Here is a 24,076-nt window from a genome sequence, read left to right as displayed (position 1 = left end):
CCGCCCAAGCGTACGGAATCCCAGGGGGGACTTCCTAGAGCGTGTCCGCCCTAAACCGCTTCCCTGAGCCGCTTCCCTAAACCGCTTCCAGAACGTCGATCACGAAGACCAGCGTCGAGTTGGGCGGCACCGAGCCCTGCGCCTGGTCCTTGTAGCCGAGCCCGGGCGGCACCACGAGCAGGATCCGGCTGCCGACGGTCTGGCCGACCAGCGCCTTGTCCCAGCCCTCGATCACGCTGCCGGTGCCGATCTGCACCGCCTGCGCGCCCCCGTGCGTCCAGGAGGAGTCGAACTGCTGGCCGTTGTTCCAGAGCACCCCGGTGTACTGCACCACCAGGGTCTGCCCGCTCTTGACCTGCTTGCCCTCGCCCTTGATCAGCACCGCCTGCTCCAGGTCGGTGGGCGCGGCCTGCCCGGTCGGCACGGTGATCGTCACCGGGGCCTTGCCGTTGTCCTTGACCTGCGGCATCGTCGCCGGCGGCGGGGTCATGGCGCCGGTCAGCGTGGAGTCCTGCGGCAGGCTCTCCATGATGTCCAGGACGAACACCACGGTGTCGCCCTTGTTGACGCCGAGCTGGGTGCTGCCCTGCTCGCCGAAGGCCGCCGCCGGCGGGGCGACCACCAGCAGCCGGCTGCCGACCTTCTTGCCGATCACGCTCTGGTCCAGCGCCGGCACGAGCTGTCCGCTGCCGGCCTGGTAGAGCTGCGGCTTCCCGCTCGGGTCGTACGAGCTGGGCAGGTCCTTGCCGGTGGTCCAGTCCTTCGCCGTGTAGTTGACCGTCACCCAGTCGCCCTTGTTGACCGTCGACCGCTCGCCCTCGCTGACGGTGTTCACCACGAACTGGCCGCCGGGCTGGCCCTCCGGGAGGGTGATGGTGGCCTTGCTGCCGAAACCGCCCTCCGAGAGCGTGGGCATCGGCGACGCCTCGCCGACCGGCGCGGGCACCGTCGGAGGCGCGCTCGCCGCGGACGGAGTCGCCGGGCCGGCCGCCTTGGGCGAACTGCCGCAGGCGACCGCCAGCAGCAGGGGCAGGGTGAGTAGCAAACCGGCGGTGCGGCGCACGGTGGTCCTAACTGTCGATCGAGGTCGGCTCTCCTGACTTCGACGGACAGCGTATGCCCGGACGGCGTCCGGCCCCGGTAGACACCACCGGGGCCGGACACCGCCTTGATCACGAACCTGGGATCCCCCGCGGGGCTCACATCCCGGCGATCAGCTTCTCCACCCGCTCGTCCACCGAGCGGAACGGGTCCTTGCAGAGCACCGTGCGCTGCGCCTGGTCGTTCAGCTTCAGGTGCACCCAGTCCACCGTGAAGTCCCGGCGCTGCTCCTGCGCCCGGCGGATGAAGTCCCCGCGCAGCCGGGCCCGGGTGGTCTGCGGCGGGATGGACTTGGCCTCGAAGGTCTTGAGGTCGGTGGTCACCCGCTTCGCCTGGCCCTTGCCCTGGAGCAGGTAGAACAGGCCGCGCTGGCGGTGGATGTCGTGGTACGCCAGGTCGATCTGGGCCACCCGCGGGTTGGACATGCTCATCTGGTGCTTCTCGCGGTAGCGCTCGATGAGCTTGTACTTCATGATCCAGTCGATCTCGGTGGCCACCTCGTCCAGGTTCTCGGTGCGGACGGCCTCCAGGGTCCGGCCCCACAGTTCGAGCACCCGGCCGATGGTGCCGGTGTTGATGCCCTTGCGGTCGGCGAACTCCAGCGCCTTGGTGTAGTACTCCTCCTGGATGTCCAGCGCGCTGGCCTCGCGCCCGTTGGCGAGCCGCACCTGGTGGGTGCCGGTGAGGTCGTGGCTGACCTCGCGGATCGCCCGGATCGGGTTCTCCAGGGTGAGGTCGCGCATCACCACGCCGGCCTCGATCAGCCGCAGCACCAGGTCGGTGGCGCCGACCTTGAGCAGCGTCGTGGTCTCCGACATGTTGGAGTCGCCGACGATCACGTGCAGCCGGCGGTAGCGCTCGGCGTCCGCGTGCGGCTCGTCGCGGGTGTTGATGATCGGGCGGGAGCGGGTGGTGGCGGAGCTGACGCCCTCCCAGATGTGCTCGGCGCGCTGGCTGACGCAGTAGACCGCGCCGCGCGGGGTCTGCAGCACCTTGCCGGCGCCGCAGATCAGCTGGCGGGTCACCAGGAAGGGGATCAGCACGTCGGCCAGCCGGGAGAACTCGCCGTGCCGGGCCACCAGGTAGTTCTCGTGGCAGCCGTAGGAGTTGCCGGCCGAGTCGGTGTTGTTCTTGAACAGGTAGACGTCCCCCGCGATGCCCTCCTCGTGCAGCCGCCGCTCGGCGTCGACCAGGAGCCCTTCGAGGATCCGCTCGCCCGCCTTGTCGTGCGTCACCAGCTCGACCACGTCGTCGCACTCGGGGGTGGCGTACTCGGGGTGGGAGCCGACGTCGAGGTACAGCCGGGCGCCGTTGCGCAGGAAGACGTTGCTGCTGCGGCCCCAGGAGACGACCCGGCGGAACAAGTACCGCGCCACCTCGTCCGGCGACAGCCTGCGCTGCCCGCGGAACGTGCAGGTCACGCCGTACTCGTTCTCCAGCCCGAAAATCCGGCGGTCCATGAGCACTCCATTCTGTGTCGGAGCTGTCCGAAACCGCCTCCACGACGACTGGGCCGCCGCAGGGGCACCGGAGTCCCGTACGGCCTCCGTCCGGCCGCCGTACGGGACTCCGCAGGCACTGCTACTCCGGCGCGGTGTCCGCCGGGTCGTCCTCGTCGTCCGACTCGGCGGACTGGTCGCCGTCGAGCAGTCGGGCGAGCTGGTTGCCCAGGATGCGCTTGAACTTGCGCTGCTGGAACCGCTGGCGGTCGAGGACGGCCACCTCCAGCTGCTCCGGGGTGAGGGCGCGCGGGCTGCCGCCGTTGGGGTCGCGGGCGAGCGAGTCCACGGCGGCCCGGACCACCTCGGTGAGGCTCATCCCGGCCCGGTGGCGCTGGCCCAGGTAGTTGCCGATCGAGTCGGCGTTGCCGCCGACCACGACGTAGTTCTTCTCGTCGACGATCGAGCCGTCCGGGGTGAGGCGGTAGATCTGGTCCTCGTCCGCGGTGCGGCCGACCTCGGCCACGATCAGCTCGACCTCGTAGGGCTTCTCGCCGACCGAGGAGAAGATGGTGCCGAGCGTCTGGGCGTAGACGTTGGCCAGGCCCCGGGCGGTGACGTCGGCCCGGTCGTAGGAGTAGCCGCGCAGGTCGGCGTAGCGGACGCCGCCGATGCGCAGGTTCTCGAACTCGTTGTAGCGGCCGACCGCCGCGAAGGCGATCTTGTCGTAGATCTCGGAGACCTTGTGAAGCGCTCTGGAGGTGTTCTCCGCGACGAAGACGATGCCGTCGGCGTAGGTGAGCACGACCACGCTGCGGCCGCGCGCGATGCCCTTGCGGGCGTACTCCGCGCGGTCCGCCATGGCCTGCTGGGGCGAGACGTAGAACGGTGTCGACACCGGCGGTCGTCCCTTTCCTGAGAGGTGATGGCTAGAGCAGCGGGGCCTGCGGGCCGTTGGGGTGCGAGCGGCGCTCGTCGGTGATCGCGACCGCGATCTCGGTGACCTCCGCGTCGGTGAGCCGGCGGAAGCCGTCCTCGGTGATCAGCGAGACGATCGGGAAGATCTTGCGGGCGAGGTCGGGGCCGCCGGTGGCGGAGTCGTCGTCGGCCGCGTCGTACAGCGCCTGGACGACGAGCATGGCGGCCTGGTCGGCCGTCAGGCCGTCGCGGTAGAGCTTCTTCATCGAGCCGCGGGCGAAGACCGAACCCGAGCCGGTGGCGGCGAAGCCGCGCTCCTCGGAACGCCCGCCGGTGACGTCGTAGTTGAAGATCCGGCCGCGGCCGAGGTCCAGGTCGTAGCCGGCGAACAGCGGGACGACCGCCAGGCCCTGCATCGCCATGCCCAGGTTGCCCCGGATCATCGCGGTGAGCCGGTTGGCCTTGCCCTCCAGTGAGAGCACCGCGCCCTCGATCTTCTCGTAGTGCTCCAGCTCCAGTTGGAACAGCCGGACCATCTCGATGGCGAGGCCTGCGGTGCCGGCGATGCCGACCGCGCTGTACTCGTCGGCCGGGAACACCTTCTCCATGTCGCGCTGGGCGATCACGTTGCCCATCGTCGCCCGGCGGTCACCGGCGATCACCACGCCGCCGTCGAACACCGCGGCCACGATGGTGGTCCCGTGCGGGGCGTCGACCACGGCCCCCGCGGGGAGCCCGCGGTGGCCGGGGATCAGCTCCGGCCGGTGCTCGGCGAGGAAGTCCACGAAGGAGGAGGACCCCGGGGTCAGGAAGGCAGCCGGTAGACGCCCGGTGCCACGAGTGTTGGCTTCCACACGATTCCTTCCAGGTAGCTTGAAGCTCGCGCTGCCCGCACCCTACCCGCCCGACGATCACTGTCCACGCGCGCAGGGGGCCGGTGCCGGACGGCCGGGCGGCCCTCGCCGCCCGACCGCCCTCGACGGTCACGACCGTGAATTCCCGAATACCGGGGACGGGCTATTGCCCGCCCTTCTGCACGAATCCACGGACGAAATCTTCCGCATTCGACTCCAGGACCTCGTCGATTTCGTCCAGCACCGCGTCGACGTCGTCGCTCAGCTTTTCCTGGCGTTCCTTGAGGTCGTCGGAATTCTGGGTTTCCGCGGCCTGCTCCTCGACCTCCTCGGAGGAGCGGTTCGCCCGCTGCTGGCCGCCGCCGGTGTCCTTGCTCGCCATTTCCCTCACCCCGCTCGATTCTTCTGGCACGGTTTGGTCGTTGCTTGCTGCACCGACCCTATACACAAGGTGCGACTGCCGCTCCCGGTTTGCCGGTGGCGCTTCCTGTCCAACACCCGCTGCCACCCCGGATGATTCCCATTCGGCGGACGTTCACCCATGGTGATCGAAAAGTTACCCGCCGGAGAGGACCCGTAGCAGGTCCTCCGCGGTGCGACAGCGGTCCAGCAGCTCCTTGACGTGGTTGCGGGTGCCCCGCAGCGGCTCCAGCGTGGGCACCCGCTGCAACGAGTCCCGGCCCGGCAGGTCGAAGATCACCGAGTCCCAGGAGGCCGCGGCGACGTGGTCGGCGTACTGCTCCAGGCAGCGCCCGCGGAAGTACGCCCGGGTGTCCTCCGGGGGCTTGGAGACGGCCCGCTCGACCTCCGCCTCGGTCACCAGCCGCTCGAACCGGCCGCGGGCCACCAGCCGGTTGTAGAGGCCCTTGTCGGGCCGTACGTCGCTGTACTGGAGGTCGACCAGGTGCAGCCGCGGGTTCTCCCACCCCAGGGCGTCCCGGCTGCGGTAGCCCTCCAGGATCTCCCGCTTGGCGATCCAGTCCAGTTGCCTGGAGAGCGACATCGGATCGCGCTCCAGCCGCCCGAGGACGTCCTCCCAGCGGGCCAGCACGTCCAGTGTCTGCTCGTCCGCGTCGGTGCCGAAGCGGTCCTCGACGTACTTGCGGGCCAGCTCGAAGTACTCCAGCTGGAGCTGGACGGCGGTGAGTTTGCGCCCGTTGCGCAGGGTGATCAGGTGCTTGAGCGTGGGGTCGTGGGAGACCCGGTGCAGGGTGCGCACCGGCTGGTCGACGGCGAGGTCGGAGGCGATGAAGGAGTCCTCGATCATCGACAGGACCAGTGAGGTGGTGCCCAGCTTGAGGTAGGTGGAGATCTCGGAGAGGTTGGCGTCCCCGATGATCACGTGCAGCCGGCGGTACTTCTCCGCGTCGGCGTGCGGTTCGTCCCGGGTGTTGATGATCGGGCGCTTGAGCGTGGTCTCCAGGCCGACCTCGACCTCGAAGTAGTCGGCCCGCTGGCTGATCTGGAAGCCGTGCGTCGAGCCGTCCTGGCCGATGCCGACCCGGCCGGCACCGGTGACCACCTGGCGGGAGACGAAGAACGGGGTGAGGTGGCGGACGATGTCGGCGAACGGCGTCGCCCGCTTCATCAGGTAGTTCTCGTGGGTGCCGTAGGAGGCGCCCTTGTTGTCGGTGTTGTTCTTGTACAGGTGGATGTTCTGCCCGTTGGGCAGTTCCAGCGCGCGCTGCGCGGCGGCGGCCATGATCCGCTCGCCGGCCTTGTCCCAGAGCACGGCGTCGCGCGGGTTGGTGACCTCGGGCGAGCTGTACTCGGGGTGCGCGTGGTCCACGTAGAACCGGGCCCCGTTGGTGAGGATGACGTTGGCCAGGCCGATGTCCTCGTCGGTCAGCTGGCTGGCGTCCGCCACCTCGCGCGCCAGGTCGAAGCCCCGGGCGTCACGCAGCGGGTTCTCCTCCTCGAAGTCCCAGCGGGCCCGCCGCGCCCGGTGCATCGCCGCCGCGTACGCGTTGACGATCTGGGACGAGGTGAGCATGGCGTTGGCGTTGGGGTGCCCGGGCACGGAGATCCCGTACTCGGTCTCGATGCCCATCACGCGCCGTACGGTCATGCGGCCCTCCTTGCCCGGTGCGCCGCCCCCCACGGGCGGAGCACGCCGACGTACCGCTGAACAACACCGGCGCCGGCGTTCTGCCCGCGATCGGTGGGTCGAGCCTAGAACCCGGCGCCGACGGGCGGACCCCGAGACGCGCCGTCCGGCTGCGGGGCCGCGAGGCGCCACAGCCGGACGGGGTGCGTGCTGTTCCGGGGACCGCCGGGCGGCCCGGTCTCACCGCGTGCTTACAGGTACTGCCCCGTGTTGGCGACAGTGTCGATCGAGCGGCCGGACTCGGCGCCCTGCTTGCCGGTGACCAGCGTGCGGATGAAGACGATCCGCTCGCCCTTCTTGCCGGAGATGCGGGCCCAGTCGTCCGGGTTGGTGGTGTTCGGCAGGTCCTCGTTCTCCTTGAACTCGTCCACGCAGGCGGCGAGCAGGTGGGAGACGCGCAGACCGCGCTGACCGTGGTCGAGGAAGTCCTTGATGGCCATCTTCTTCGCGCGGTCGACGATGTTCTGGATCATGGCGCCGGAGTTGAAGTCCTTGAAGTACAGGACCTCCTTGTCACCGTTGGCGTAGGTGACCTCCAGGAAGCGGTTCTCCTCGGTCTCGGAGTACATCCGCTCCACGACCGACTGGATCATCGCGGCCACCGTGGTGCCCAGGGAGCCGTCGTGCTCCTTGAGGTCGTCCGGGTGGAACGGCAGCGACTCCTTGAGGTACTTGGAGAAGATGTCCTTCGCGGCCTCGGCGTCCGGGCGCTCGATCTTGATCTTGACGTCCAGGCGGCCGGGCCGCAGGATCGCCGGGTCGATCATGTCCTCGCGGTTCGAGGCGCCGATGACGATGACGTTCTCCAGGCCCTCCACACCGTCGATCTCGGCGAGCAGCTGCGGGACGATGGTGTTCTCCACGTCCGAGCTGACGCCGGAACCGCGGGTGCGGAACAGCGACTCCATCTCGTCGAAGAAGACGATGACGGGCGTGCCCTCGCTCGCCTTCTCCCGGGCCCGCTGGAAGACCAGGCGGATCTGCCGCTCGGTCTCGCCCACGTACTTGTTGAGCAGTTCGGGGCCCTTGATGTTGAGGAAGTAGCTCTTCCCCTGGGGGCGTCCGGTGACCTCGGCGACCTTCTTGGCCAGCGAGTTGGCGACCGCCTTGGCGATCAGCGTCTTGCCGCAGCCGGGCGGGCCGTAGAGCAGCACGCCCTTGGGCGGGCGCAGCTCGTACTCCTTGAAGAGGTCGGCGTGCAGGTAGGGCAGCTCGACCGCGTCCCGGATCAGCTCGATCTGGTTGCTCAGTCCGCCGATCTGGCGGTAGTCGATGTCCGGGACCTCTTCGAGGACCAGCTCCTCGACCTCGGACTTCGGCACGACCTCGTACACGTAGCCGGAGCGGGGCTCCAGCAGCAGGGCGTCCCCCGCCCGGACGGTGAGCTCGCGCAGCGGTTCGGCGAGGCGCACCACCCGCTCCTCGTCGGTGTGGCCGACGACCAGGGCGCGTTCGCCGTCCTCGAGGATCTCCTTGAGGGTGACGATCTCGCCGATGCGCTCGAAGGCCATCGCGTCCACGATGTTGAGGGCCTCGTTGAGCATCACTTCCTGGCCGCGCCGCAGTTCGTCGAGGGCGACGTTGGGGCTGACGTTCACGCGGAGCTTGCGCCCCCCGGTGAAGATGTCGGCGGTGCCGTCCTCGTTGGCCTCGAGGAAGGTGCCGAACCCGGCCGGGGGCTGTGCCAGCCGGTCCACTTCCTCCTTGAGGGCCACGATCTGGTCGCGGGCCTCTCGCAGGGTGGAGGCGAGCCGTTCGTTCTGGGCGGACACTCCGGCCAGGTTGGTCTGGAGCTCGACGATCCGCTCTTCGAGGATCCTCGAATTGCGCGGCGAGTCGGCGAGCTTGCGGCGCAGCACAGCGATTTCCTGCTCAAGGAACGAGACCTGAGCGGCCTCGTCGGAACCACGAGCGGGCCTGCCGGTGCTGCGGTTGTAGTCGTCATCGTGGGCTGCCACGGTCCTCACCTCCTCCGGGGAGCTGGACGCTTCCAGACCCTACCTGGGACCAGGGGTCCGTAAACCCCTAGATCAAGAAAGATGGAACGGGCGTGTCCGATCTTCGCCCCAGCGTGCTTCCCCTCTGCTAAGGGGATACCCACCGCTCACCACCCAAAGCGGGCCAGATGTATCGTCGAGCGAAGTGATATCCGATCGCGACCGGGCGCCTGGGTCCGATCGTTGTACGAATGGCGGGATTGCCCCGGAAAAGGGCGACCCGGGACAGAAACGGCAGGGGACCATGTCGGTAACCGAGCAGACGGCCGCGGCGGCCGAACAGCTGGAGGTGTGGATCGACCAGGATCTGTGCACCGGCGACGGCATCTGCGTGCAGTACGCACCCGAGGTCTTCGAGCTGGACATCGACGGCCTCGCCTACGTGAAGGGGCCGGACGACGAGCTGCGCCAGCAGCCCGGGGAGACCGCCCCGGTGCCGCTGACGATCCTTCAGGACGTGGTGGACTCGGCGAAGGAGTGCCCCGGCGACTGCATCCACGTGCGCCGGGTCACCGACCGGGTCGAGGTGTACGGGCCGGACGCGGACTGACGCGTCCTCCCCCTCAGGTCTGGCTGACCGGGGCGGCGGTCTGGGAGCGTTCCCAGCCGCCGCCCTTGCGCATCCAGGTGAGGTCGAGTGAGATGTCGGGACGGAAGCGCGGCACCTCGTCGCTCGAATACCCCTGCGCGTGGCCGGTGATGGCGCCGTCGGAGCGCAGTGCGAGCCGGCCGAGGGTGAGGTTCTCGCGCTCGGAGAGGAGCGTGGCCAGCACCACCGGGCGGTCGCCGGGGCCGAAACCGAGCAGGTAGACGGCGTCCGGCGGGGTGCCGTTCTCGGCCGCGCAGTGCGCGGCGACGACCGTGCCGGGCCGTCCGTCGCCCAGGTCGGCCGGCATGCTGATGGCCGTCGCGACCGGGAACGGGCCGCAGTCGAGCGGAAGTTGGGCCTTGGCCGGGTCGGGGGCGGCACTCGCCCCGAGGGCCTTGGGAGTGCCGTGGACGGGCACCGGGGTGCCGGTGGCGGGGCTGGCGGCGAGGGCCGCGGCCACCACCGCGCCGCAGCCGGCCAGGGCCAGGGCCCAGTGCCAGGGGGCGGTGCGCGCGTGCCCGGGCCCGGTGCGGCCCCGCGGTGTCTGCTGTCCAGCCGTCGTCCCGACCGCGGTCTCCACCAGGCGTCCCCTCCAGTGCTCCCAGGAGCTGGTCTGCGTGCGCGAGCATCGTCCCACACGCCGGCGGCCGGAATGCCGAGGGGTGGCACGAGCAGGCTCGTACCACCCCTGGGAAGCGATCCCGGTCAGCCCAGGTCGGGCTGCTCGGTCTCGACGGCGCGGGCGGCGGCACGGGCCGCGGCACGCTCCTGGAGGCTCGGCTCCGAGCCCCCGTTGTCGTAGTCCTCGCCGTACGCGCCCTTGGCCGGGCGGCGGCGGCGCAGCGGCGGCTCGACGCCGTCGGCGAGGCGGCGGGCGGTGAGCAGGAAGCCGGTGTGGCCGATCATCCGGTGGTCCGGGCGGACGGCCAGGCCCTCCAGGTGCCAGGTGCGGACCATGGTCTCCCAGGCCTGCGGCTCGGTGAAGGTGCCGTGGTCGCGCAGTGCCTCGACGGTCTTGGACATCTGCGTGGTGGTCGCCACGTAGCAGCAGATCAGGCCGCCGGGTACGAGCGCCTTGGAGGCGACGTCCAGGCACTCCCAGGGGGCGAGCATGTCGAGGATGACGCGGTCGACGTCGGCCTCGACCAGGTTGTCCTGGAGGTCGCCGACGGTGAGCTTCCACGCCGGGTGCGGCCCGCCGAAGTAGCGCTCGACGTTGCCCTTGGCGATGTCGGCGAAGTCCTGCCGGCGCTCGTACGAGGCCAGCATGCCGGTGTCGCCGACGGCGCGCAGCAGGTAGGTGGAGAGCGCGCCCGAGCCGACACCGGCCTCGACGACGCGGGCGCCGGCGAAGATGTCGGCCATGGCCAGGATCTGCCCCGCGTCCTTGGGGTAGATCACGGCGGCGCCGCGCGGCATGGACAGGACGTAGTCGGGGAGCAGGGGGCGCAGCGCGAGGTACGGGACGTTCCCCGTGGTGCGCACGACCGTGCCCTCGGGGGCGCCGATCAGCTCGTCGTGCGGGAACGCACCCTTGTGGGTGTGGAACTGGTTCCCGGCCTGGAGCGTGAACGTGTAGTGGCGGCCCTTGGGGTCGGTCAGCTGGACCTGGTCCCCGACCTGGAAGGGCCCGCGTCGGCGGGTGGCACCGGTCGGTTCGGACATGCGGTCAATCCTAAGGGAAGCGGACGGTCCGCCCGACCAGGGTGATCACCGGCCGGCGACGGCGGCGGTGAGGCGCTGCTCGATGTCGGTGAGCGCGGCGACGCCGAACACCCGGCCGTCCGCCTCGACCACCAGGTACTCCCCGGCCGGGGTGGCCTGGACGGCGCGCAGCAGGTCCTCGCCGCCGAGGTCGGCGTCCAGCCGCAGGCCGGGTTCGAGGTCGCGGGCGAGCGGGCCGACGGCGACCCACGGGCGGCGGTGCTCGGGCACCGCGCGGACGGCGGACTCGCGGACGATGCCGATCGGGTCGCCCCGGCCGTCCACCACCACGACCGCGCCGGCCTGGGCCTCGCGGGCCCGGCGCAGCGCCTCGCCGAGCGGGGTGTCGGCGGTGACCTCGACGGTCCGGCGGGCGAGCTCGCGCAACCGCAGGCCGGGCAGCACCTCCTTGAGCCGGGCGTTGCGCAGGCTTCCGGTGGCGCCGTTCCAGATGATCGCGGCGAGGACGGCGGCCAGCACCGCGTCCACCAGGGTGTCGGTCGTGGTGCGTTCGATCCCGCGGGCGGCGCTGAACAGCGGCAGGCCGACCAGCACCGCGACGGCCAGCGCCCGGCCGACCCAGGCGGCGGCGACCGTGCCGGTCATCGCCTTGCCGCTGATCGCCCAGACGACCGCGCGCAGCATCCGGCCGCCGTCCAGCGGCAGGCCGGGCAGCAGGTTGAACGCGGCGACCACCAGGTTGGAGACCATCAGCCCGGTGAGCAGCACCCCGGGCACCGTGGAGAGCTCCACGGCCTGCATCGCGAGGAAGAACACGCCGCCGAGCACCAGCGAGAGCAGCGGGCCGACGAAGGCCAGCCAGAACTCGCGCCACGGGCTCTCGGCCTCGTTCTCGATCTCCGAGACGCCGCCGAAGAACTGGAGCTGGATCCGCCGTACACCGAGCCTGTAGCGAAGCGCGACCAGGGTGTGAGCGAGCTCGTGCACCAGGACGGAGGCGTAGAAGGCGACCGCGAAGAAGAACGCGAGCAGGTAGCGGGCGGCGCCGAGGTCCGGCAGGACGTCGCCGAGCTGGCCGCCGAACACCCAGGTGATCAGCGCGGCGATGACGAACCAGGAGGGGGTCACGTAGATGGGCACGCCGAAGGGGCGGCCCACCAGGAGGCCGCTGCCGCGCTCGGGCGGCCGGGGCGGTCGCCCTGCCGGGCGGCCGCCGTCGTCCTGCGGTGGCTGGTCGGAGGTCTGCTGCCCCCTGCTGTCGCTCACCGTGATCCCTTCGGTCGTCTGCCCCGTCGTGCCCCGGTGCGCCCACGCTACGTGATCGCGGCCCTCCGGTGGCGTGCGGCCCTCTGTCCGGCTTCATACCCACTGTGCCGCGCGGTGTGGCAGCACCGTGGCAGCGGGATGACAGCGAAGGGCAATAGGGTCGGAGGCATGCAGCAGACCGACACCACCAGCGCCGCCGGGGCCCCGGCGCGCCCGGCGGCGCCCCCGACCGGCCTGTCCCCGTCCCGGGCGGGGGACTTCCTGACCTGTCCCCTGCTGTACCGGCTGCGGGTGATCGACCGGCTGCCCGAGCCGCCGAGCGCGGCGGCGACCAGGGGCACGCTGGTGCACGCGGTGCTGGAGCGGCTCTTCGACAGCCCCGCGACCGAGCGGACGCCGGAGCGGGCGCTGGGCCTGCTGCGCCCGCAGTGGGAGCGGCTGCTGGGCGAGCGCCCGGAGCTGGGCTCGCTGTTCCCGGACGATCCGGACGGCGCGGCGCTCGCCCGCTGGCTGGCGGACGCCGAGAAGCTGGTCGGCCAGTGGTTCCGGCTGGAGGACCCGACCCGGCTGCACCCGGTGGAGCGCGAGCTGTACGTGGAGACGGCCCTGGAGTCGGGGCTGCTGCTGCGCGGCTACATCGACCGGGTGGACGTCGCCCCGAGCGGTGAGGTCCGGCTGGTGGACTACAAGACCGGCCGGGCGCCCTCGCGGGACTTCGAGGGCAAGGCGATGTTCCAGATGAAGTTCTACGCGCTCGTGGTGTGGCGCTGGAAGGGTGTCGTCCCCAAGCGGCTCCAGCTGGTCTACCTCGGCGGGGGCGGGGACGTGGTCAGCTACGACCCGGACGAGGCCGACCTGCTCGCGGTGGAGCGCAAGCTGCGGGCGCTCTGGGAGCGGATCACCCACGCGGTGGCCACCGGGGAGTTCCCGGCGACCCGCAACCGCCTCTGCGACTGGTGCGACCACCAGGCCAGTTGCCCGGAGTTCGGCGGCACTCCCCCGCCGTACCCGCTGCCGCTGTCGCGTACGTCTGACGAAGACGATCCCACGGGGGATCAGATGAGCAAGGAGTCCTAGTGACGATCCGAGTGCTGCTGGTCGACGACCAGCCGCTGCTGCGCACCGGTTTCCGGATGATCCTGGAGGCCGAGTCCGACCTGGTCGTGGTCGGCGAGGCCGGCGACGGTCAGCAGGCGCTGGACCAGGTGCGGGCGCTGCAGCCCGACGTGGTGCTGATGGACATCCGGATGCCCAGGATGGACGGCGTCGAGGCGACCCGCAGGATCGCCGGCCCCGGGCGGGACGGCCCGGCCAAGGTGCTGGTGCTGACCACCTTCGACCTGGACGAGTACGTGGTGGAGGCGCTGCGCGCGGGCGCCAGCGGCTTCCTGCTGAAGGACGTCCCGGCGGAGGAACTGGTGCAGGCGATCCGGGTGGTGGCGGACGGCGCGGCGATGCTGGCGCCGAGCATCACCCGCCGACTGCTGGACATGTACGCCACCAAGCTGCCCTCGGGCGAGGAGGCGCCGCCGCAGGCGCTGAGCGCGCTGACCGAGCGCGAGCTGGAGGTGCTGAAGCTGGTGGCGCGCGGGCTCTCGAACGCGGAGATCGCGGCCGAACTGTTCGTCAGCGAGACCACCGTGAAGACGCACGTCGGCCATGTGCTGACCAAGCTCCAGCTGCGCGACCGGGTGCAGGCGGCGGTGTACGCGTACGAGAGCGGGCTGGTGCGCCCGGGCGCCCTGTAGACCCTGTAGCCGACGGCCCGCCCGCCTTCCCCGTGCACCCTGGGGGAAGGCGGGCGGGCCGCCGTGTTGAGGGGTGTCGTCCGGTCGTCTACTTGCCGGCGCTGCGGCTGATCTCCCAGAAGCGGAACACGCCGGTGGTGTCGATGGTCGACTCGACGCCGATGATGTACGAACGCGACGCGAAGAAGCCCTTGTTCTGGTACAGCGGGATGAGCGGCGCGTTCTCGGCGACGATCTGCTGGATCTGGGCGTAGCCGGCCACCGCGGCGCTGCGGTCGGCCTGCTTGAGGCCGTCCGGCACCAGCTTCTGGCTGATCCTCGGGTCGTCCCAGCCGTGGTGGTAGGCGCCGCCGTCGATGAGCAGCGGGGCGATGTAGTTGTCCGGGTCCGGGTAGTCGGCGAACCAGCCGATGAGGTACGCCTGGTAGCGGCCCTCGGACCAGCCGGCCCGGTACTTGTCCCAGTCCGGCTCCGTCTGGACGGTCACCTGGAACAGGCCGCCGGCCTCCAACTGCTTCTTCAGGGTCTCGGGCTCGGCGCTGCCGGCCCGCGAGCGCGACCAGGTGAGGGTGAGCTTGACCGGGAGCTGGACCTTGGCGTCGGTGAGGATCTTCTTGGCCTTGCCGCTGTCCTGGTCGCCGTAGCGGTCGAAGAAGGCCGTGGTGTGGCCGGTGACGCCGGCCGGGACCATCGCGTACAGCGGCTGGACGGTCCGGGCGAAGACGTCGCGGGCGAGCGACTTGCGGTCGAGCAGCTGGGCGGCGGCCTGGCGGACGGCGACGTTGCCGGCGACCGGGTCCTTGGTGTTGAAGACCAGCGAGCGGGTGTCGTTGCTGTCGCCCTCGACGACCTGGAGGTCGGTCTTGCCGCCCTGCTGGTCGGAGTGCATCTGGGCGGCGGTGTTCGGGTCCAGGCTGTTGTCGGTGAGGTCGACGTCGCCCTTGTCCAGCGCGGCCTTCAGGTCGGCGGGCTTGTCGAAGTACCGGATGGTGAACTTGCTGTTCCGGAGCTTGGCCTCGCCGCTGTACTTGTCGTTGGGCACCAGGACGACCTTGCCCAGCTGCTTGGCCGTGTCGCCGTTGCCGCCCATGACCTCGACCGTCTCGAAGCGGTACGGGCCGGAGCCGATCAGCTTGTCGTTGGGGACGACCTTGTCGGCCGGGTAGGCCTGGTGGTCGAGGATGGCGCCGGCCGGGCCGGCCAGCTTGGCCGGCAGGGTGGCGTCGGGCGTGGAGAGGTGGAAGATCACCTCGGTGTCGCCCTTGGCCTCGACGCTCCTGATCGAGGAGAGCAGGGGGGCCGCGCCGTTCTGGTCGTTGATCTTCTTGGTGCGCTCGATCGAGAACACCACGTCGGCGGCGGTCAGCGGGTGGCCGTTGGAGAACTTCAGGCCGGTCCGCATGGTGCAGTGGTACTGGGTGGCGTCGCCCGCGGTGAACTCGCAGGACTGCGCGGCGTCCGGGGAGGGGGCGCTGGAGGCCGCCGGGAAGGTGAGCAGCGACTGGAAGGTGTTGCGCAGCAGCAGCCAGGAGCCGGAGTCGTAGGCGGCGGCCGGGTCCAGCACGCCGGTGAGCTGGGTGGTGCCCATGACGATCGCCTTGCCGCCGTCCCCCTTGACGGCGTCGGTGACCGATCCGCAGCCTGCCGCCGTCACGGCGACAAGACCGGCGCAGCCGAGTGCTGCCAGGCGTTCAGCTGAAGTCTTCACGGGGCGCGTCCTTCTGGGTGCGGTCCGACCGGGGCCGGCGGCCCGCGTCGAGGGCGCTCCCGGTGCGGAAGGCGTGCGCGGGCCTGGCGCCCGTACGACCGCGGGCGGGACGGGGTTGCCCGTCGTCGGCGGTGGCAGGGCGCGAGGGAGGGGAACGAACTGGAGTAGCGTGCCATATCGAACACGCACGACCGATACCCGTGCAGATGACGTTTGGGACACGGTGGTTGAGGGCATCGCGAAACACCCGACGAGTTGTCAGGCAATGCCCTTTTTCTCCCCGGGCGGCCGTCGGCGGTGGCCGGATCCGGCTGCTTACCGGCGAGTAGACCACCCTCGCAATGAGATGACAATCACACCCGCGAAGCGACCAGCGAGCGCAGCAGTTCAAGATCGACCTGCTCCAGCGAGGAGCGCACCAGCCGCCCCGGGGCCGGCTCGATCGGCGCCACCGAGGGCACCGCGACGACCGGGCAGCCCGCCGCCTCGGCCGCCCGCACCCCGGTCGGCGCGTCCTCGACCACCACGCAGCGGGCCGGGTCCGCGCCCAGCCGCCGGGCCGCCTCCAGGTACGGGTCCGGGTGCGGCTTGGTGCGCGGCACCTCGTCCCCGGCGACCGTGAAGGCGAAGTGGTGGGAGCCCAGCGAGCGCAGCACGATGTCCACCACGTGCCGGTGCGAGGCGGTCACCAGGACGGCCGGAATCCCGTGTGCGGCCAGGGTGTTGAGGAGGCGTTCGGCGCCCGGCATGAGCGGCACGCCGCCCGCCAGCAGGTCGACGAAGCGCTGGTTGATCAGCACCGTCAGGTCCGCCGGGGCGAGGTCCACCCCGGTGGTGTCGACCAGGTAGTCGATCACCCGCGTCATCGGACCGCCGACCACCTGGGCCCGGTCCTCGTCGGTCAGCGCGTGGCCCAGCTCGGCGAACAGGGTGACCTCGGCCTGCCACCAGAAGTCCTCGGTGTCCACCAGCGTCCCGTCCATGTCCAGCAGCACCGCCTGCAGGCCGCGGCCGTCCCCGTGGTCGAGGACCCGGGTGGCGGTGGAGGTGGTGGTCATGGCGGGAGTCCTTCCGTCGGTACCCCCCGGGCGCGTTCGAGCGCCCCCCGGGGATGGCACGGGCCGACCCGCTGGTGAGCGGACCGGCCCGTTCAGGATCATCCAGGATACGCCCGGTTCGCCCGAAAAGAGCGAACGGAACGAGGCGCCGGGGTTACCGGGCGTTGAAGTACTTCGCCTCCGGGTGGTGGATGACGATCGCGTCGGTGGACTGCTCCGGGTGCAGCTGGAACTCCTCGGAGAGCACCACGCCGATCCGCTCGGGCTTCAGCAGCTCGGCGATCTTGGCGCGGTCCTCCAGCTCCGGGCAGGCCCCGTAGCCGAGCGAGAAGCGGGCGCCCCGGTACTTGAGCGCGAACATGTCCTTGACGTCCTGCGGGTCCTCGCCGGAGAAGCCCAGCTCGTAGCGGACCCGGGCGTGCCAGAACTCGGCCAGCGCCTCGGCCAGTTGCACCGACAGGCCGTGCAGCTCCAGGTAGTCGCGGTAGGAGTTGTCGGCGAACAGCTCGTTCGCCGCCTCCGAGATCCGGTTGCCCATGGTGACCACCTGGAGGCCGACCACGTCCCGCACGCCGGACTCCTCCGGGCGGAAGAAGTCGGCCAGGCAGAGCCGGCGCCCGCGCCGCTGGCGGGGGAAGGTGAAGCGGGTCCGCTCGGTGCCGTCCTCGTGGAAGACGATCAGGTCGTCGCCCTTGGAGTTGGCCGGGTAGTAGCCGTAGACCACGGCCGCCTCCAGCCAGCCCTCGGTCTGCAGCCGGTCCAGCCACATCCGCAGCCGCGGCCGGCCCTCGGTCTCCACCAGCTCCTCGTACGAGGGCCCCTCGCCGCTGCGGGCCGCCTTCAGGCCCCACTGGCCCTTGAACAGCGCGTCCTCGTCCAGCCAGGAGGCGTAGTCGGCGAACGGGATGCCCTTGACGATCCGGTCGCCCCAGAACGGCGGGGTCGGCACGGTGTTGTCGACGGTGACGTCCGAGCGGATCTGGCCGAGGTTGACCTCCGGCTCCTCCACCACCTCGACCCGGGCGTGCCGGCGCTGCTTGAGCTCCGGCAGGCTCGCGCCGGGCACGCCGCGCTTGACCGCGATCAGCGCGTCCATCAGCCGCAGGCCCTCGAAGGCGTCCCGGGCGTAGCGGACCTCGCCCTCGTAGATCTCGTGCAGGTCCTGCTCGACGTAGGCCCGGGTGAGCGCGGCGCCGCCCAGGATCACCGGGTAACTCGCGGCCAGCTTGCGCTGGTTGAGCTCCTCCAGGTTCTCCTTCATGATCACGGTGGACTTCACCAGCAGGCCGGACATCCCGATCACGTCCGCCTTGTGCTCCTGCGCGGCGTCCAGGATCGCCGAGACCGGCTGCTTGATGCCCAGGTTGACCACGTTGTAGCCGTTGTTGGACAGGATGATGTCCACCAGGTTCTTGCCGATGTCGTGGACGTCGCCCTTGACGGTGGCCAGCACGATGGTGCCCTTGCCCTCGCTGTCGGACTTCTCCATGTACGGCTCCAGGTGGGCCACCGCGGTCTTCATCACCTCGGCGGACTGGAGCACGAAGGGCAGCTGCATCTGGCCGGAGCCGAACAGCTCGCCGACCACCTTCATGCCGGCCAGCAGGGTGTCGTTGATGATCTCCAGCGCGGGCCGCCCGGCCAGCGCCTCGTCCAGGTCGGCCTCCAGGCCGTTGCGCTCCCCGTCGATGATCCGGCGCTGCAGGCGCTCGTCCAGCGGCAGCGCGGCCAGCTCCTCCGCCTTGGACGCCTTGACCGAGGCCGAGGAGACGCCGTCGAACAGCTCCAGCAGGTGCTGGAGCGGGTCGTAGCCGTCCCGGCGGCGGTCGTACACCAGGTCGAGGGCGGCCTCGCGCTGGTCCTCGGGGATCCGGGAGATCGGCAGGATCTTGGAGGCGTGCACGATCGCCGAGTCCAGGCCGGCCTCCACGCACTCGTGCAGGAAGACCGAGTTCAGCACCACCCGGGCGGCCGGGTTGAGGCCGAAGGAGATGTTGGACAGGCCCAGCGTGGTCTGCACGGCCGGGTGGCGGCGCTTGAGCTCGCGGATCGCCTCGATGGTCTCGATGCCGTCCCGGCGGGACTCCTCCTGGCCGGTGGCCAGGGTGAAGGTGAGGCAGTCCACCAGGATCGAGCCCTCGTCGACGCCGTAGTCGGCGGTCAGCTCGGCGATCAGCCGCTCGGCGATCTCGACCTTCTTGCCGGCGGTGCGGGCCTGGCCCTCCTCGTCGATGGTCAGCGCGATCAGGCCGGCGCCGTGCTCGCGGGCCAGCGAGGCGATCCGGCCGAAGCGCGAGTCCGGGGCGTTGCCGTCCTCGTAGTTGACCGAGTTGAGCACCGCGCGGCCGCCGAGCGCCTCCAGGCCGGCCCGCAGCACCTGCGGCTCGGTGGAGTCCAGCACGATCGGCAGGGTGGAGGCGGTGGCCAGCCGGCCGGCGATCTCCTTCATGTCGGCGACGCCGTCGCGGCCGACGTAGTCCACGCACAGGTCCAGCAGGTGGGAGCCGTCCCGGATCTGCTCGCGGGCGATCTCCACGCAGGCCTGCCAGTCGCCGGCCAGCATCGCCTCGCGGAACTTCTTCGAGCCGTTGGCGTTGGTGCGCTCGCCGATCGCCAGGTACGAGGTGTCCTGGCGGAACGGCACCGCCTGGTACAGCGAGGACGCCGAGGACTCCGGCTGCGGGGTGCGCGGGGTGACCGGCCGACCCTGCACCCGCTCGACCACCTGGCGCAGGTGCTCGGGCGTGGTGCCGCAGCAGCCGCCGACCAGCGAGAGGCCGTACTCGCGGGTGAACACGTCGTGCGCGTCGGCCAGTTCGGACGGGGAGAGCGGGTAGTGGGCGCCGTCCTTGCCGAGCACCGGCAGGCCCGCGTTCGGCATGCAGGACAGGCCGATCCGCGCGTTCTTGGCCAGGTAGCGCAGGTGCTCGCTCATCTCGGCCGGGCCGGTGGCGCAGTTGAGGCCGATGTAGTCGACGCCGAGCGGCTCCAGGGCCGTCAGCGCGGCGCCGATCTCGGAGCCGAGCAGCATGGTGCCGGTGGTCTCCACGGTCACCTGCACCAGCACCGGCAGGTCCAGCCCGGCCTCGGCGAGGGCGCGCTTGCAGCCCAGGATGGCGGCCTTGGTCTGCAGCAGGTCCTGGCTGGTCTCGACCAGCAGCGCGTCGGCGCCGCCGGCGATCAGGCCGGCCGCGTTCTGCTGGAAGCCGTCGCGCAGCGTCTCGTACGGCGCGTGGCCGAGGGTGGGCAGCTTGGTGCCGGGGCCGATCGAGCCGAGCACCCAGCGGGTGCGGCCGTCGGCGGCGTGGGCGTCGGCCACCTCGCGGGCGATCCGGGCGCCCGACTCGGACAGCTCGAAGATGCGATCCGCGATCTCGTACTCGCCGAGTGCGGAGAAGTTGGCGCCGAAGGTGTTGGTCTCGACGCAGTCCACGCCGACCCCGAAGTAGGCCTCGTGGACGGAGCGCACGATGTCGGGCCGGGTGACGTTGAGGACCTCGTTGCAGCCCTCCAGGTTCTGGAAGTCCTCCAGCGTCGGATCCTGTGCCTGGAGCATGGTGCCCATTGCACCGTCGGCGACCACCACCCGGGTGGCGAGCGCTTCACGCAGCGCGTTCGCGCGGCTCTGCTGAGTGATGGACGGATTGGCTGCAGTGGCCATGGGGCTTCTCCCTGGTGCGACGGCTGTCGGCTTTGCGGGCCCGCTTACTCGGGCCCGCACGTGGCCAGGGTATCCGGCCCGCGCCCCGGCCTGCGGTCGCATTCCGTATCCTGAGCGTTCGACCGCAAGGGGGGAGCAACCGCGTGGGCCGATTCCCGACCGTCGCGCGACGCGTCACGGGGGCCCTGGCGGCCCCGTTCCGGGCGTTGCGCAAGCGCTGGCGGAGCTGGTCCCGGTGGCACCGGGCGCTGCTGGCACTGGGCCTCGCGGCGGCCGTGCCGGCGGCCGCGCTCGGCTCGGCCTTCGTCGCGATCCGCTTGCACTACACCGGCGACCCGTCCGCCGAGGCCCGCACCCGCGGCCGGGACGCGCTCTGGCTCGGCCACGCCTGGGTGGACGGCCGCAAGGGCGAGGCCGACGTCGCCGCGCTGGTGCGACAGCTGGCCGGCACCGGCGTCCGCGACCTGTACGTGCACACCGGCCCGCTGGAACACGACGGCTCGCTGCCGCCCGCCGTCCACCCTCGGGCCCGCTGGTTCACCGACGCGGTGCACCGGGCGCTGCCGGACGTCCGGGTGCAGAGCTGGCTGGGCGACGAGGTCAAGCCGGAGAAGGACGCCCTGGACCTGGAGGACGCCCCCACCCGGGACCGGGTCACCGCCTCCGCCCGGCAGGTCCTGGACCTCGGCTTCGACGGCGTGCACTTCGACATGGAACCGATCCGGCCCGGCAGCGCCGGCTGGCTGGCCCTGCTCGACCAGGTCCGCCCGGTCACGGCCGAGCACGGCGCCGCGCTCTCGGTGGCGGCCCCGCAGCTCGACCCGGTGCCCGGCCTGCACACCGCCGGGATCCTGCTCACCGACCACGGCAAGTGGTGGGACCAGGCGTACTTCACCGAGACCGCCCGCCGGGTCGACCAGGTCGCCGTGATGGCGTACGACACCAGCATGCCGACCGAGCCGCTGTACGGCGGCTACGTCGCCCTGCAGACCGAACTGGCGCTGGAGGCCACCCCGGCCGGGGTGGACCTGCTGATCGGCCTGCCGTTCTTCTGGGACGACCGGCACGGCCATCGGGGTGACGCCGAGACCGTGCCGGCCGCCGTCCGGGGCGTCCGGCTGGGCCTGGGCCGCCAGGACCCGGGGCGGCGGAACTTCGGCGTCGCGCTCTACGTGGACTTCGCCGCCACCCCGGAGCACTGGGCCGCGTACCGGCGCGGGTGGGTGGACGCCTGAGGGGTTCCGGCGGCACGTGCGGGAACGGCGCGCGAGGAAAGAGTGCGTGCGGGAACGGCGCGTGCGGGAAGGGTGCGCCGTCGCGCCGCGTCGCCGCCCGGACACCGTCCGCGCCCGCTCCGGAGGAGCTGACGACCCGTCAGCCCGGACCGTCCGGATATCCGCTGGATCGGGGCGGCACGCTCCCCCAGACTGTCCCGGTGCCCGGCCGCGGTGCGCATCAAAGCCCGTAGGCTGGGCAGGTAGGGACCATGGGGCGAGGCGTTCCATGGGTGACGAGAGGTTCGACAGTCGGCAGCCGACCCGTCGGCGCCCCGGCAGGCCAGCCGAGGCGGCGCAGGTTCGACCGCCGACCGGAGGGAGACGCTGGGTGATCGAGCTGGAAGATGTTCCCGAGTTGATCGACCCGGTGATGGTCTGCGCTTTCGAGGGCTGGAACGACGCGGGCGACGCCGCCTCCGCGGCCCTGGCACATCTGGACGACACCTGGGGCGGCAAGGTGATCGCCGCCCTGGACGCGGAGGACTACTACGACTTCCAGGTCAACCGGCCCACGGTCTGGCTGGACGGCGGCATCCGCCGGATCACCTGGCCGACCACCAGGCTCTCGGTGATCCGGGTGACCGAGCCGACCACCCGGGACGTCGTCCTGGTGCGCGGCATCGAGCCGAGCATGCGCTGGCGCTCGTTCTGCAACGAGCTGCTCGGCTTCGCGCACGAGCTCGGCATCGAGCTGGTGGTGATCCTGGGCGCGCTGCTCGGCGACACCCCGCACAGCCGCCCGGTGCCGGTCAGCGGGGTCACCTCCGACCCGGAGCTGGCCCGCCGGCTGGACCTGGAGGAGAGCCGCTACGAGGGCCCGACCGGCATCGTCGGGGTGCTCCAGGAGGCCTGCACGCACGCCGGGGTCCCGGCCGTGACGCTCTGGGCGGCCGTGCCGCACTACGTCGCGCAGCCGCCGAACCCCAAGGCGACGCTAGCCCTGGTCAACAAGCTGGAGGACCTGCTGGACCTGCGCATCCCGCCGGGCGAGCTCGGCGAGGACGCCAGGGCCTGGCAGCTGGGCGTGGACCAGCTGGCCGCCGAGGACAGCGAGGTGGCCGAGTACGTCCAGCAGTTGGAGGAGGCGCAGGACACCGCGGAGCTGCCGGAGGCCTCCGGCGACGCGATCGCCCGCGAGTTCGAGCGCTACCTGCGCCGCCGGGAGAACGTCGGACCGACCGGCGAGAAGCCGGTGGCCGGGCACGCCACGGCGGAGCGGCCGGCCGAGCCGGAGTCCCCGGGCTCGGCCCGGGAGAGCCAGGACGGCGACGAGGAGTAGCCGCCACCCCGGGCCCGCCCCGGGCCCGCCCCGGACAACGCCGAAGGGGCGTCAGGACGCGTGGTCCGGACGCCCCTTCGGCGTGTCGAGGGGGGCAGGTCCTACAGCGCGACGCCGAGCAGGGCGTCCACGGTGCGGCTGACCAGGCCGGGCGCACCCATGTCGGTGCCGCCCCCGGCCTCCTGCCGCTCGGCCCAGCGGTCGACGGCGGCCAGCGCGGCGGGCGCGTCCAGGTCGTCCGCGAGCGCCGTACGGACCTCGTCGAGCAGCTGCTCGGCGGCCGGGCCGTCCGGCCGGGAGACCGCGGCCCGCCAGCGGGCGAGGCGCTCGACGGCCTCGTCCAGGGTCGCCTTGGTCCACTCCCAGTCCTCGCGGTAGTGGTGCGAGAGCAGCGCCAGGCGGATCGCCGCCGGGTCGACGCCCTCGCGGCGCAGCGCCGAGACGAAGACCAGGTTGCCGCGGGACTTGGACATCTTGTGGCCGTCCAGGCCGACCATGCCGGCGTGCACGTACGCCTTGGCGTACGGGTGGGCGCCGGTGGCGACCTGGGCGTGCGAGGCGCCCATCTCGTGGTGCGGGAAGGAGAGGTCGCTGCCGCCGCCCTGGATGTCGAAGGACATGCCGAGGTACTGCAGCGCGATGGCGACGCACTCGATGTGCCAGCCGGGGCGGCCGTGGCCGAGTTCGGTCTCCCAGGCGGGCTCGCCCGGGCGGGCGGCGAGCCAGAGCAGGGCGTCCAGCGGGTGGCGCTTGCCCGGGCGGTCCGGGTCTCCGCCGCGCTCGGCGAAGACCGGGCGCATGGCCTCCCGGTCGAGGCCGGAGACCTGGCCGAAGCGGGGGTCGGAGTCGACCGAGAAGTAGATGTCGCCGTCCACCTGGTAGGCGGCGCCGCTGGCGAGCAGCTTCTGGACCAGCGGGACGATCCACGGGATCGACTCGACGGCGCCGATGTAGTGGGCCGGCGGGAGCAGCCGCAGGGCGGTCATGTCCTCGCGGAACAGGGCCGTCTCGCGCTCGGCGAGGGCCACCCAGTCCTGACCGGTCTCGACCGCCCGGGCCAGCAGCGGGTCGTCCACGTCGGTGACGTTCTGGACGTACAGGACGTCGTGGCCGGCGTCCTTCCACACGCGCTGCACCAGGTCGAAGGCGTTGTAGGTGGCGGCGTGGCCCATGTGGGTCGCGTCGTAGGGGGTGATGCCGCAGACGTAGATCCGGGCGGTGCCGTCCTGCGGCACGACCTCACGGACCGTGCCCGCTGCGGTGTCGAAGATACGGAGGGGGAGCCCCTGACCAGGCAGGGCGGGAACCTCGGAGGCGGGCCAGGCATGCATGGAACCGACTTTAACCTTGCGAACATTTGAAAGCCTAACCAGTACACAAGATCGACTGGATTCGCTTCCTGTCATTGC

The 24,076-nt window shown here is 71.3% G+C and carries 19 protein-coding genes; 5 read left to right on the top strand and 14 right to left on the bottom strand.

From position 1 onward, the window contains the following. Positions 1–76 precede the first annotated feature (76 nt). The 7 genes from ACIO9K_RS14110 to arc all read right to left on the bottom strand — a co-directional run bounded on the left by ACIO9K_RS14110 (position 77) and on the right by arc (position 8,377). Entirely contained in the window at positions 77–1,063 is a 987-nt protein-coding gene (locus ACIO9K_RS14110; RefSeq protein ID WP_363618118.1) for an FKBP-type peptidyl-prolyl cis-trans isomerase, read from the bottom strand. Between the two features lie 136 nt (positions 1,064–1,199). Beyond that, the gene (gene pafA / locus ACIO9K_RS14105; RefSeq protein ID WP_400329699.1) at positions 1,200–2,561 is read right to left on the bottom strand and encodes a Pup--protein ligase; all 1,362 of its coding nucleotides are present in this window, start codon (positions 2,559–2,561) and stop codon (positions 1,200–1,202) included. A 121-nt stretch (positions 2,562–2,682) separates the two neighbouring features. Beyond that, entirely contained in the window at positions 2,683–3,438 is a 756-nt protein-coding gene (prcA, locus tag ACIO9K_RS14100; RefSeq protein WP_363583900.1) for a proteasome subunit alpha, read from the bottom strand. A 31-nt stretch (positions 3,439–3,469) separates the two neighbouring features. After that, entirely contained in the window at positions 3,470–4,312 is an 843-nt protein-coding gene (prcB, locus tag ACIO9K_RS14095; RefSeq protein WP_363583902.1) for a proteasome subunit beta, read from the bottom strand. A gap of 163 nt (positions 4,313–4,475) precedes the next feature. Then, positions 4,476–4,694, bottom strand: coding sequence for a ubiquitin-like protein Pup (locus ACIO9K_RS14090; RefSeq protein WP_031069167.1), 219 nt, complete (start codon positions 4,692–4,694; stop codon positions 4,476–4,478). A 174-nt stretch (positions 4,695–4,868) separates the two neighbouring features. Further along, entirely contained in the window at positions 4,869–6,380 is a 1,512-nt protein-coding gene (dop, locus tag ACIO9K_RS14085; RefSeq protein WP_208869055.1) for a depupylase/deamidase Dop, read from the bottom strand. A gap of 230 nt (positions 6,381–6,610) precedes the next feature. Beyond that, positions 6,611–8,377, bottom strand: coding sequence for a proteasome ATPase (gene arc, locus ACIO9K_RS14080; protein WP_363583904.1), 1,767 nt, complete (start codon positions 8,375–8,377; stop codon positions 6,611–6,613). Between the two features lie 283 nt (positions 8,378–8,660). Between arc and ACIO9K_RS14075 the strand changes: the two genes are divergently transcribed. Continuing rightward, positions 8,661–8,966 (top strand): ferredoxin, encoded by a 306-nt coding sequence (locus ACIO9K_RS14075; protein WP_363583906.1) that lies wholly within the window; start codon positions 8,661–8,663, stop codon positions 8,964–8,966. 13 nt (positions 8,967–8,979) lie between these two features. Here the strand turns inward: ACIO9K_RS14075 and ACIO9K_RS14070 are convergent, their stop codons facing one another. The 3 genes from ACIO9K_RS14070 to ACIO9K_RS14060 all read right to left on the bottom strand — a co-directional run bounded on the left by ACIO9K_RS14070 (position 8,980) and on the right by ACIO9K_RS14060 (position 11,936). Then, positions 8,980–9,585: a hypothetical protein gene (locus tag ACIO9K_RS14070; RefSeq protein WP_363583908.1), complete on the bottom strand. Its 606-nt coding sequence runs from the start codon at positions 9,583–9,585 to the stop codon at positions 8,980–8,982. 125 nt (positions 9,586–9,710) lie between these two features. Continuing rightward, complete coding sequence (locus ACIO9K_RS14065; RefSeq protein WP_350877994.1) at positions 9,711–10,670, bottom strand: tRNA (adenine-N1)-methyltransferase; 960 nt, start codon at positions 10,668–10,670, stop codon at positions 9,711–9,713. Positions 10,671–10,715: 45 nt separating this feature from the next. Further along, positions 10,716–11,936, bottom strand: a complete 1,221-nt coding sequence (locus ACIO9K_RS14060) for a site-2 protease family protein (RefSeq protein WP_363618112.1) — start codon at positions 11,934–11,936, stop codon at positions 10,716–10,718. Between the two features lie 168 nt (positions 11,937–12,104). Between ACIO9K_RS14060 and ACIO9K_RS14055 the strand changes: the two genes are divergently transcribed. Beyond that, entirely contained in the window at positions 12,105–13,013 is a 909-nt protein-coding gene (locus ACIO9K_RS14055; protein WP_063346918.1) for a RecB family exonuclease, read from the top strand. Continuing rightward, positions 13,013–13,684, top strand: coding sequence for a response regulator transcription factor (locus ACIO9K_RS14050; RefSeq protein ID WP_063346919.1), 672 nt, complete (start codon positions 13,013–13,015; stop codon positions 13,682–13,684). Before ACIO9K_RS14055 ends, ACIO9K_RS14050 begins: the two co-directional genes overlap by 1 nt. A gap of 88 nt (positions 13,685–13,772) precedes the next feature. Here ACIO9K_RS14050 and ACIO9K_RS14045 read toward each other — a convergent pair whose 3' ends face one another. The 3 genes from ACIO9K_RS14045 to metH all read right to left on the bottom strand — a co-directional run bounded on the left by ACIO9K_RS14045 (position 13,773) and on the right by metH (position 20,111). Continuing rightward, complete coding sequence (locus ACIO9K_RS14045; protein ID WP_363618110.1) at positions 13,773–15,392, bottom strand: ABC transporter substrate-binding protein; 1,620 nt, start codon at positions 15,390–15,392, stop codon at positions 13,773–13,775. 353 nt (positions 15,393–15,745) lie between these two features. Further along, positions 15,746–16,450 (bottom strand): HAD family hydrolase, encoded by a 705-nt coding sequence (locus tag ACIO9K_RS14040; RefSeq protein WP_400329688.1) that lies wholly within the window; start codon positions 16,448–16,450, stop codon positions 15,746–15,748. Between the two features lie 154 nt (positions 16,451–16,604). Beyond that, entirely contained in the window at positions 16,605–20,111 is a 3,507-nt protein-coding gene (gene metH, locus ACIO9K_RS14035) for a methionine synthase (RefSeq protein ID WP_363618106.1), read from the bottom strand. A 143-nt stretch (positions 20,112–20,254) separates the two neighbouring features. Here metH and ACIO9K_RS14030 point away from each other — a divergent pair, with 143 nt between their 5' ends. Both ACIO9K_RS14030 and ACIO9K_RS14025 read left to right on the top strand, forming a co-directional pair. Next, positions 20,255–21,346, top strand: a complete 1,092-nt coding sequence (locus ACIO9K_RS14030) for a hypothetical protein (protein WP_400329685.1) — start codon at positions 20,255–20,257, stop codon at positions 21,344–21,346. Positions 21,347–21,716: 370 nt separating this feature from the next. Continuing rightward, entirely contained in the window at positions 21,717–22,667 is a 951-nt protein-coding gene (locus ACIO9K_RS14025) for a PAC2 family protein (RefSeq protein WP_363583922.1), read from the top strand. 101 nt (positions 22,668–22,768) lie between these two features. Here the strand turns inward: ACIO9K_RS14025 and mshC are convergent, their stop codons facing one another. Then, positions 22,769–23,998 (bottom strand): cysteine--1-D-myo-inosityl 2-amino-2-deoxy-alpha-D-glucopyranoside ligase, encoded by a 1,230-nt coding sequence (mshC, locus tag ACIO9K_RS14020; RefSeq protein WP_363618102.1) that lies wholly within the window; start codon positions 23,996–23,998, stop codon positions 22,769–22,771. Positions 23,999–24,076: the final 78 nt, after the last annotated feature.

Origin of the sequence: Kitasatospora sp. NPDC087271, assembly GCF_044744605.1 — a bacterium.
In the GTDB taxonomy this organism is placed as follows: domain Bacteria; phylum Actinomycetota; class Actinomycetes; order Streptomycetales; family Streptomycetaceae; genus Kitasatospora.
This window is presented reverse-complemented; position numbering and strand designations above follow the sequence as displayed.